This is a genomic window from uncultured Nostoc sp. (assembly GCF_964245445.1).
Lineage (GTDB): Bacteria > Cyanobacteriota > Cyanobacteriia > Cyanobacteriales > Nostocaceae > Nostoc.
In genome coordinates this window covers 1-10,136 of record NZ_CAXTNE010000169.1, presented here as the reverse complement: position 1 = coordinate 10,136, position 10,136 = coordinate 1, and the positions used below count along the sequence as shown (strand labels likewise).

Below are 10,136 nucleotides of genomic sequence, written 5' to 3'. Positions count from 1 at the left end.
TTCAGTCCGGATAGCAAGCTACTGGCTAGTGCTGGAGAGGATGGCATGGTGCAGTTGTGGAACTGGCAGGATGACTTGAGGGCGGGTAAGCCGTTTGCAGCATGGAAAGCGTATCCAGGTTCAGTCAAGAAAGTAAGTTTTTGCCGAGATGGTAAGGTTTTGATTACCACAGGAAAAGATGGCACTGTTAAGTTGTGGCCGATTGAATCATTCGATGAATTGATGCAGCAGGCTTCTGTTCCCGTGCGTAACAATTTGCAGAACAACCCCAATGTCAGTGAGAGCGATCGCCATCTATGTGACGATGTACCAGTTTCAGTTACATCTCCAATTTCTACGATCCCTTTTCCTACTACATCTCCCCCTACTGTAATTCTTCCATCCTCACAGGCGATCGCTGAAGACTACTACACTAGGGGAAGTGAGCAGGCTGACAGCGAATATATTAAGAATTTTCCCAACATTCTTGCTAAAAGTTCCACTAATGTAAAAAAAGCCAAGGTTTACGTTAATAGAGGAGCAAATTACTACAGACAGAAAAAATATCCTCTGGCAATCAAAGATTATGAAGAGGCACTCAAGATAGATCCTAACAATGTCGATGCTTACATTAACAGAGGAATTGCGTACTCTTCTTTGCAAAAACCCGAACATCAACGAGCTATTGAAGATTATGAGTAAGGATTCAGGTCAAGAGGTATTGACAAATGTGACATCTGAGACGGAATATCACAATTATGGGAAAAGACCTCTTGTGAAATTAGAGCGTGAAACCCTTCTCCAGTTAGCTCCAAAACAACTGGTGGATATAATTGTTGAGCAGGCGATCGCCATAGAGAAACTGAACTCCAGAATTTTAGAACTAGAAGAAAAAGTAGAGAAACTCAAGGTCAGTAGAGATTTAGACAGTAAAACATCATCGAAACCACCATCGGGAGATATCCTCAAAAAAACAGAGAACAAACAGCAGGATAAACTTCTTGAGAGTAAGGCTCCGAAAAGGAAACCAGGAGGACAACCAGGGCATCACGGAAAAACGCGTAAGGGTTTTGGCAGAGTAGATCGTTTTGAAATATTACGTCCTACGGATTGTGTTTACTGTGGTCAAAAAGCATTTGCGCCTGTAGCAGTGAAAGTAGAAAAACACACGCTTGCACAGCTAGTAGAACGTCCTATTGAAATAGTTGAGTATCAACGTCATAGGTGCGTGTGTGAGTGTTGTGGAAATGCACAAACAGCCTCTTGGGCACAAGATATAATCCCAGGACAAGATTTGGGGATTAGATTACAGGCGTTTTGTGTATGGTTAAACAATTATGCACATATGCCCTATGAAAAACAGCAAGAAATGTTATGGGAATTGGGGCAAATTGAAATTGGCTTAGGAACTCTAGTAACAACCAATGAACGAATAACTCAAGCAATTGAACCGAGCGTTAGTGAGTTAAGTAATTGGGTAAAACAGACACAACCTAACATTCATGTGGATGAAACACCTTGGTCAGTTAAAGGAGTCAAAGAATGGTTGTGGGTAGTTGCCAATTCTGATTTCTGCCTGTTTACTGCGGCTGACACTCGTTCTAGAGTCGAATTATCAACAATTTTAGGGGCTAAATATGCAGGAGTACTCAGCAGCGACGATTTTAGCGTTTACAATGGCTATCAGGTTTTTGCCCAACAGAAATGTTTAGCTCATCTACGCCGTCACTTCAAAAAGTTAATCTTAATTCCAGGTCTTCACAACCAAGCTATTGGCGAAACGTTTGTTGATTTAATTGATGAAGCCTTTAATAATTATGCTCTTCGGGTTTGAGACTCTTGACTCCTTCAGTTACAACGATTGGATCATTCAATTCAAATTTAAGTTGCAATCCTCACTCAATCAGTGGATTGATTTAGCAGGAGCTACAGCAGCAAATCTTTTACATTCTTTACGAGATAAAGCCTCTCAATGGTGGTATTTCCTGGAAAACCCTGAAGTTCCTCCTGATAACAATCAGGCTGAACGCTCGCTGCGTTTGGCTGTGACAAAACGTAAGATTAGTGGTGGTTCCCGTTCAATGGACAGGTTTAAACACACTGCCCATCTGTTGACGGTGGTGCAAACCTGCCGTCGTCAAAGTCGGTCTGTGATTGATTTTTTTGCACAAGCACTGCTGGCTAATTACGATAATTATCTGTCTGTCCCATCCCTGCTTCCTAAATATTAGACCTGAATCCTTACATAAAATCTTCCTGAGTGACTTTTGCAAGAGGTCTATTGTGATGATACTTACCAAAATTGAAGCTGCTATGGGCAAGCCTGTATTGGCTGTGGATGATTCAGCATACAGTAATGTGACAGATGAAGAAGAATGATTGGAGATAAATTAACTTAGGAAATGACTTACGAGCTATTTCAAAGCAACCCCGAATACTATTGTAGTATTTACGGCATCCGTTACTTTGAGCAGATTAAATCTTGTGAAATATTATGAAGAAAAATTTGCTAAATCCATATATTATAGTCCTGATTTTATTAAGCTTAGTTATAAGCGTTTCTAACCAGACTAGAGATTTATATCAAACAAAAAATACACAAATAAACCTTAGTCAACTTTTCGCTACAGCCAGATGGAGATTAAATTCACAACAGCAATACAAAGAAGTTCGAGTGCCTTTCACTCAAAAAAAAGGCTTAATATATGTACAAGCACTTTGGGCAGGTAAACAAGTTAACTGTGTTATTGATACTGGTGCGATATACATTTCATGGCCTCAAACATTGAACTTGAAAGCAAAGCCGACAGGAAAACAAGTTCAAATGCTTGGGATTGGGGGTAAACATCGCATACTAGGGGAATGGGTATTAGCACCAAACATGAAATTAGGTGGTTTTGAGCTAGAGAATATACCTACAATTTCAGAAAAAATAGTAGAGAAAGCCGATGGTCAGAAAATTTCCATAGCAGAAACAGAAGGCATTAATGAATTTATATTAGGTAATACTGTTTTTCAAAACCTTGTCTTGACCATTGATTATCAAAAACAAGAAATAGTTTTACGAGATAGAGACTATGATATAACCAAAAATCAAGGTGTAAAAGGTTATTTAGTTGATATGGTTTGGAATGACGGGAATTTGATAGTAATAGGTCAATTAGCCAACCATCCAGTTCGTTTTCAATTCGATACTGGTAATACTATGAGGTTAGCAGTCAATATTAAATTTGCACAAAAATATTTTGCAAATTATCCACGTACCCAATCAAAAACTGAATTAGCATCTGGAACAATCTTTAATGAAAATATACCAAGTACTAATGGCAATATAAATGGCTTCAAATTTGATACTGGTAGATTAGCAATAGTGCCACTTGATTCAGATGTAGATGCTTTGATAGGTGAGCCTTTTTTGAAAAACTTTCGTACTACAATAGATTATGGACGCAGTAAAATACTTCTAGAACCTTACTCTCAATCTTTTCAATAACTGTAAATAGGAAAAGGAAAAATAAATTAATCAATAGACCTCTTACAAAACTATTTTTGTAAGAGAGGGAAAGGGTAAAGGTAATTCTATTGCCGCTTTCCCCTTCACCCCTTACCCCACATCTGCAAGAAGTCTAATATCACCATGAAATTCCCCATCTTATTTAAAACCTTACCATTAGTTAGTTTTTTCCTACTTACACCCTTTAGCATAATTGCTACTTTTCCACTTATAGGGAGTACACTTCATACCACTACAAAGACTGAACAACTAAAGTGGTTGAAATTAACTTTATCAGGGCATACTGCACCTGTTCGTGCATTAACCCTTTCCCCTATGGTCAAGTTCTTGCTAGTGGTAGCGATGATAAGGTGCTGGATAAGAAAATCTGGAGATGAGGGAAGGGACGCGATCGCTCTTACGGGGCGTAGTCCATCGCCTCCCCAATCGATTCTCTTTTTTATTGGCGAAAGGCTTTCTGATGTGGGCTATTGGAGTGATGGGATGGGGTGTTAGTGGGAAATTTGGCACGAAGTCGTAGAAATTATAGGATTGCATTGATGGCTTTCGTAAGTAATTATTAGATATTGCCTTACCGCCAAAAATTACAATGCTTTCTTAGTTGCACATCCAAAGTAGAGATGAGCTATCAAAGAAGAAAAATTTTCAGGTGTGAACTGCTTTAGCTCTACATGGTCAAAATGCTGTTCTACCAATTTTTGAATATCTCGATTCAGGTGACATCCATCGGCTAGGACTTTCTGAATTGGTGTGAGGCGATGCTGCCAAACCTGTACGCTAGGTTTATCACTCAACCCATGTTCCACAAAAAAGAATCTACCGCCCGGTTTTAGTACTCGATAAACTTCTTGGAGTGCTTGCTGTACATTTGCAATACTGCACAAAGTCCAAGTGCTGACCACACTATCAAATGTATTGTCTGGCATCGGGAGATTTTCACTTGATAGCAGGAGTTGTTCGACTATGATACCAGAGTCACTAATCCGCTTGTTTGCCAAAGCATTCATTCCAGGATTCACGTCAATTGTAGTGATTTTGTGAATACTACAAGGATAGTAAGCCAAATTTAATCCAGTTCCAAAACCAATTTCCAGAACTTCTCCTGTTACATCGGCTAACAATTCCTGACGATATTTAGCTAAGTTTGGAACTGACAAACTCCAGTCGAGAAGACGTGGAAAGATAACTCGCGAGTACAACCCCATAATTATTAATCCTTAACAATTTAATTTTATGCTTAGTAGGGACGTTGAGCGAGGAAACCTGTAAAACAGTGGATTATTGTTGCTATTGCTTAGTTATTTTTTATCTCTAAACCTTGCCACAGATACCAACAGGCAATAGAACGGTAGGGTTTCCACATTTGTCCTAAATCTTCTACAGTCTTTTTATTAGGAAGCTCTGCTAAACTATAAACTCTGCGAATCCCTGCACGAATACCTAAGTCATCAACAGGTAGAACATCAAGCCGATGTAAACGAAACATAAGCAGCATCTGCACCGTCCAACGCCCAACGCCTTTTATTGGTGTTAAAGCTGAGATAATTGATTCATCTTCCATTGCCTGCAATTGATCTAGCGTAGGCAATCCATCTAAAACTTTTTGGGCAAGGTCTTTCAAATACAAAACTTTGGGGCGTGAAATACCTGCTCCTCGCAAAACGTCATCTGGGGTGTTGAGGATATCTAAAGCTGTAGGGAAAGGGCTATGAGGATAAAGTTGCAAAAATTTTCTATGGATGCTAAGAGCAGCCTTACCGGAAATTTGCTGGTAAAGAATTGACCGAGATAGGGAAAAGAGCAAGTCTCCAGTTTGTTGTACTTGATAGAGTTTACAATCTCCAATAATTTCTATTAGCCTTGCCAAGATAGGATCTGAATGTTTGAGAGTTGTAATCGCAATTGAATAATCCATTAGTTTATCAGCTAAAACCTAAGCGTTTGCCCTCTCATTGAATCATCCATTCACAAGGACATTAAAACAATTTGCAATTATGTGAAAGTAACGGGAATTTAGCTTAAGTATCAAAACGAGCTGCATGATAGAAGCAGGAAAGTTAAACCCCCAGACTTTGTTAAAAAATGAAATGGTTAATGGTATTATAGTACAAGCGAACTATCAAGAGCTTTGTGGTTATTTGGTGCAGTAATATTTGTTAACAATTCGTAGTTAAAAAGTGAGGAATGCGCTTTGACAAATTCTAATTCCCTACTTTTATGGTAAATGCTTTAAGTCCAAAATAGAGTGCCTAGTTGTGGGATGATATATGCCAAAATCACAAAAACTAGAAGAAACTTTATCTATTCTTGCCCAAATTCGACAGCATTCGACAAGTGAAGAAGGGATCATAATTTTACGCCAAGTCCTCAAGAGTAAATATTCTATGGCTGTTGCCCAAGCAGCCAAGATAGTTGGCGAATTTACTATCACTGAGTTGGTTGCTGATCTTGTAGAAGCTTTTGCACGAATGATGATCAAACCCGCACAAGTAGACCAAAATTGTCTTGCCAAGAAAGAGATAGCACAAACACTGTATCACTTAGAATACAGTGATGAAAACCTTTTTTTAAAAGGGATTCGACATGTTCAGATGGAGCCAGTATGGGGAGGACTTGAAGATACTGCTGCCCATCTTCGGGGTATATGTGCTTTAGGTCTGGTGAGAATGAACTACTCAGATGTCATGAACGAATTAGCTGATTTACTGGCTGATCCTAAACCAGAAGCAAGAGTTGCTGCTGCAAAAGCGATCGCCTACACAGGAAATCCCCAAGGTGTACCTTTACTTCGTTTGAAAACCCGTATAGGCGATCAAGCACCAGAGGTGATTTCGGAGTGTTTGAGTGCTTTGTTACAACTAGCTCCAACTGATTCACTTGCAATAGTTGCTGGTTTTCTTTTTGACCCAAAGGAGCAAATCTGTGAGTTAGCAGCATTGACGTTGGGTGAATCACGATTAGAGGAAGCATTTGATCTTCTCAGAAATTGCTGGCAGCAAACAATAAACGTAGAACTTCGTCGCACATTGTTACTCGCAATTGCAATGCTGCGACAAAATAAAGCAATAGATTTTCTGATCTCACTAGTGGTTCAAGGAAAAAATATCGATGCAAAAGATGCGATTGCAGCGTTGGCTATTTATCGAGAAGACCGTGAACTGTGGCAGCGAGTTGATCAGGCTAGTAAACAAAGAGCTAATCAATAGGGAGTTCAAAAATGGTGTATTACTTTTTTCACCCAAAACCATTAGGGAGAGCGTTGGTTGCTGTTAGTAGTTGTCGGGGGGAGTTCTACAAAGCTTTGAGCAATAGCACTTAGATTAGTCATCTTTTGCGATCGCTGGTATTACTTTAAAGGGAGGTATTCACTCCAAACTAATTTTCCACAACCCGTCTAGCTGATTTGACTGTTGGAATTGACTATTACTGCTGCCAAGGCAGTCATTGTCATATACCAACCCAACACTAAATATACTATTTAGGATATTGCCCTATTTTTCCAAAACCTTCAATATTGTTTGAGTCAGTAATTACCTGCTGGTTCAACTGTATGGTTATTTGGTTGCCGTCGTCAAAGTAAATCGTGGCCCGCTTGTTGTGAAAGCTGACCTGAAGGAGAGTAAACCCCACCAGTCGCATAATAGTAAGCTCTAGCTGTTAATTTTCATGTGTTGTGAGAAAGTTATTACTTTTCACCCTTTACCAATCAGAGATAGTAATGCTAAATTTCCCTTATTTGCAATGCTTTGAGGTGATTTATGAACAAAGGCGAACTAGTGGATGCTGTAGCGGCAAAGACTAACATCACAAAAAAGCAAGCTGATGAAGTCATTAGTGCTTTTTTGTCAGTTGTTACCGAGGCTGTAGCTAATGGGGATAAGGTAACGCTGATTGGGTTTGGCTCATTCGAGCGACGCGATCGCTCAGAACGTGAAGGGCGTAATCCCAAAACCAATGAGCCAATGACTATTCCAGCGACCAAAGTGCCTGCATTCTCTGCTTGTTACAGTTTAAAGAAAAAGTAGCGCCATAGATGAATGGCTTTACCACTGTCAATCTAATCGCTGCTTCCTCTGTAGCACTTGTTGATCTCAAGACAGGATATGGCAACGATAGGGGGAATGTGAGTGCGGAATTGCGGATGTTATGGAAGCGCGTAGACGCGCAAGCGGCAAGTCGAGTAACATCGCTTACGATTACTGCTTAGTGCTACGATTGCTGAGTCCAAATTTACTTACATATACAAAAAAAGTTGTTTGAGCTATTAGAATTCCGAGCGCTGTACCGGAGAATGCTGCCTGAGCTTGAAAAATTGCAAGTTCATGAAGGTTTCGGGGTTCAGTCCCGAATTCTAGATGGAATTGCCATCTTGCTGCTTGTGGATTGGTAAGAAAACTCAGAAATAGACTTAGAATATAGCCAAGAACCGTAAATAATAAAGCTGTAGGAATAGTCAGCTTTAAGTTTTGAAAGAGTAACGAGCGCATGGAGAAAATTGTTTAACTTTAAAGTTTTTACAACTATTCTGATAGTTACACAATTATGAATTAATTACGAATTACGAATTAGTAATTATTAGATAGTGGCTGGATTTTCCCCTGGGAAGCAGTTGCGGAAAAAGTAGCGCCATAGATGCATTGCTTTACCACTAGCAATCTAATCCGATGTAAAGCCCTAGCTCTCGCTGTTTTTCAGTCCGCATGTGGCAACAGTAGGGACAACGTGAGTGTGGGATTGTAGATGTTACATGAAAGCGCGATCGCAGTTTTGATTTTGGGCATTTTAAAGTAGCGTTTACTCAATATTGCCATGTTTAAAGGATTTGGTCGCCCAAAGAAAAAACCAGTTCTTGAGGAAAATGAACTGACTACAGGGATTGTTCAGCATCCAGTTACGGGACTTTGGCAGACATGGATATCATTTACAGGTAATGATATTCAATGTATTACCGCCCATGTCAATCGAGATGATGCTGACCGGGTAGCGAAACAGATTGCTGATACTTGGAGTGAGGGGAAATACAAAACCCAGCAAGAGGTAACAGCTTTTATCCAATCACTGCAAACGTGATGCTGTCATAGACCCATTACCCCAAAATATTGTGATGCAACTGAGCAAGCAGGCATTAAGCGCAAGGAAGTAAGAAAGAGCGATGGATGGCTACACCAACGCGCCTGGGCGATCGCACCTTACACAGAATCATCCATCCAACCGCACTCTGGGTTCGGGCAATCCTAATGTATTCTTGAGGTGTAATCAGGCTCAAACTCGTAACCACACCCTGGACACTTACCAGTAAACAATGGATGCTAATCAAGTAATTCTAACTGTTGCTCTTGTATCCAACGTTGCCGAGGCTGTAGACAGGACGTGCGAGCGCTTCTTCCAAGAGAATTTCAATATCCTCACCGAGGCGATCTGCCCACGTCGGCTCAAACGCTCCTTTCAACCCAATGATCCTGTCGCCGTAGAGTCCGCCCATTATGGTGGCAGTATCATACTGCTCATCGAGCGCGGTTGGGGATATCTCTTCTGTTTTCTCGGTTTGGGCGGTGTTCGTATAGTCAAGGGCAACTTCGTGTGCGGCTGTATTCATCCCAATCTCCTTCTGAGAGCGTTTAAAAACAGGGTCATAGTGGGCGAAATTATAGCAATATAGTTCTGCTACCCTGCCACAATAAGCTTAAGAACTAATAATAATTTAGGATAGAGGGTGCGTAATTGGGCGATAAATTTCTAAATAAAAGGGTTTTCGGCGATGACATCCAAAAGATGCTCCAGTTTTTAACCAAAACATTGTAAATAAAGTTAATAAATACTTCTGTTGTTGTCGCCATACATACCCAAGATTTCCACTCATAAGGAAGCAAGACAGTCCGAATCTTTAAATTCAATTTACCCTTATTGTCTTTCTTGAAACTTACTAATAGCTTTTTGAGTAAATTGTAAAAAATTCTCTACAATAGGCGTTAAATTGTTTTGCTGCCAGATCACAGCAGTTTCTATTACAGGTACTTCTTCAACAATAGGACGATAAACTACACCAGACCTTTGAAGATTCTGTAAAGAAGATGGTGTAATTGCCACACCCATTCCAGCCGAGACTAGTCCAATAATTGTTTGCATTTGAATCGCCTCCTGAGTAATGTTAGGTTTGAAGTTTTTCTGCTGAAAAAGACTCATGATGCGATCATAAAGTCCTGGCGCTAAATAGCGGGGAAACATGATCAAAGGTTCACTTAAAAGTGATTGCACACAGATGTGTTCTTTTTGAGCCAATGAATGAGTTGAGGACAAAGCCACAACTAAGGTTTCCCTGTGAATGCACTTATAACATAGTGTGTCATCTTCCAAAGGTGGATGAGCAAAACCCACATGGATCAGTGAATCTCTCAGTGCTTGCTCCTGTTTACTTGTAGTTAACTCTAGTAAGACTAGTTCTACTTCCAGAAATTGGTCACGAAATTGCCGCAAAATCAAGGGTAATAGGTCGTAAATTACCAAACTAGTAAATCCGATTCGGAGTTGACCTGTTTCACCTCTTCCAGTCCTTTGAGTCAGCGCTACTGCTGTTTCTAGTTGCACCAGTAGTTGATAAGCCTCTTGTAAAAAAACCTTACCAGCTTCTGTTAGTTGTACTTGT

The 10,136-nt window shown here is 40.1% G+C and carries 10 protein-coding genes and 2 pseudogenes; 8 read left to right on the top strand and 4 right to left on the bottom strand.

Annotated elements, in window-relative coordinates; translation table 11 throughout:
• The 4 genes and pseudogenes from ACFE90_RS24180 to ACFE90_RS24165 all read left to right on the top strand — a co-directional run.
• Positions 1-681, top strand: a 681-nt coding sequence (locus ACFE90_RS24180; RefSeq protein WP_375505010.1) for a tetratricopeptide repeat protein, incomplete at its 5' end; no start/stop codon positions are given.
• Positions 682-754: 73 nt separating this feature from the next.
• Positions 755-2,210, top strand: a pseudogene (locus ACFE90_RS24175) (IS66 family transposase).
• A gap of 263 nt (positions 2,211-2,473) precedes the next feature.
• Positions 2,474-3,472 (top strand): hypothetical protein, encoded by a 999-nt coding sequence (locus ACFE90_RS24170; protein ID WP_375505009.1) that lies wholly within the window; start codon positions 2,474-2,476, stop codon positions 3,470-3,472.
• 144 nt (positions 3,473-3,616) lie between these two features.
• Complete coding sequence (locus ACFE90_RS24165; protein ID WP_375505008.1) at positions 3,617-3,988, top strand: hypothetical protein; 372 nt, start codon at positions 3,617-3,619, stop codon at positions 3,986-3,988.
• Between the two features lie 89 nt (positions 3,989-4,077).
• On the opposite strand, the gene ACFE90_RS24160 is transcribed toward ACFE90_RS24165, so the two are convergent.
• Both ACFE90_RS24160 and ACFE90_RS24155 read right to left on the bottom strand, forming a co-directional pair.
• Positions 4,078-4,698 (bottom strand): class I SAM-dependent methyltransferase, encoded by a 621-nt coding sequence (locus tag ACFE90_RS24160; RefSeq protein WP_375505007.1) that lies wholly within the window; start codon positions 4,696-4,698, stop codon positions 4,078-4,080.
• Positions 4,699-4,787: 89 nt separating this feature from the next.
• Positions 4,788-5,408 carry a DNA-3-methyladenine glycosylase family protein gene (locus tag ACFE90_RS24155; RefSeq protein WP_375505006.1) on the bottom strand — a complete coding sequence of 207 codons (621 nt, stop codon included), beginning with the start codon at positions 5,406-5,408 and terminating at the stop codon, positions 4,788-4,790.
• Positions 5,409-5,760: 352 nt separating this feature from the next.
• Between ACFE90_RS24155 and ACFE90_RS24150 the strand changes: the two genes are divergently transcribed.
• From ACFE90_RS24150 to ACFE90_RS24135, 4 genes and pseudogenes are all read left to right on the top strand, one after another.
• A complete protein-coding gene (locus ACFE90_RS24150) occupies positions 5,761-6,699 on the top strand; it encodes a HEAT repeat domain-containing protein (RefSeq protein WP_375505005.1) in 939 nt (312 codons plus the stop codon).
• A 552-nt stretch (positions 6,700-7,251) separates the two neighbouring features.
• Positions 7,252-7,526: pseudogene (locus tag ACFE90_RS24145) on the top strand (HU family DNA-binding protein).
• Entirely contained in the window at positions 7,527-7,700 is a 174-nt protein-coding gene (locus tag ACFE90_RS24140) for a hypothetical protein (RefSeq protein ID WP_375505004.1), read from the top strand.
• Positions 7,701-8,302: 602 nt separating this feature from the next.
• Positions 8,303-8,563: a hypothetical protein gene (locus ACFE90_RS24135; protein WP_375505003.1), complete on the top strand. Its 261-nt coding sequence runs from the start codon at positions 8,303-8,305 to the stop codon at positions 8,561-8,563.
• Between the two features lie 253 nt (positions 8,564-8,816).
• Here the strand turns inward: ACFE90_RS24135 and ACFE90_RS24130 are convergent, their stop codons facing one another.
• Together ACFE90_RS24130 and ACFE90_RS24125 are read right to left on the bottom strand one after the other, a co-directional pair.
• Entirely contained in the window at positions 8,817-9,089 is a 273-nt protein-coding gene (locus ACFE90_RS24130) for a hypothetical protein (protein ID WP_375505002.1), read from the bottom strand.
• A gap of 305 nt (positions 9,090-9,394) precedes the next feature.
• A partial coding sequence (locus ACFE90_RS24125; RefSeq protein ID WP_375505001.1) for a LysR substrate-binding domain-containing protein occupies positions 9,395-10,136 on the bottom strand: 742 nt, incomplete at its 5' end.

Coding starts and splice junctions, on each gene's coding strand:
- ACFE90_RS24170 (WP_375505009.1), top strand. CDS start 2,474: ATGAAGAAAAATTTGCTAAATCCATATATTATAGTCCTGATTTTATTA.
- ACFE90_RS24165 (WP_375505008.1), top strand. CDS start 3,617: ATGAAATTCCCCATCTTATTTAAAACCTTACCATTAGTTAGTTTTTTC.
- ACFE90_RS24160 (WP_375505007.1), bottom strand. CDS start 4,698: ATGGGGTTGTACTCGCGAGTTATCTTTCCACGTCTTCTCGACTGGAGT.
- ACFE90_RS24155 (WP_375505006.1), bottom strand. CDS start 5,408: ATGGATTATTCAATTGCGATTACAACTCTCAAACATTCAGATCCTATC.
- ACFE90_RS24150 (WP_375505005.1), top strand. CDS start 5,761: ATGCCAAAATCACAAAAACTAGAAGAAACTTTATCTATTCTTGCCCAA.
- ACFE90_RS24140 (WP_375505004.1), top strand. CDS start 7,527: ATGAATGGCTTTACCACTGTCAATCTAATCGCTGCTTCCTCTGTAGCA.
- ACFE90_RS24135 (WP_375505003.1), top strand. CDS start 8,303: ATGTTTAAAGGATTTGGTCGCCCAAAGAAAAAACCAGTTCTTGAGGAA.
- ACFE90_RS24130 (WP_375505002.1), bottom strand. CDS start 9,089: ATGAATACAGCCGCACACGAAGTTGCCCTTGACTATACGAACACCGCC.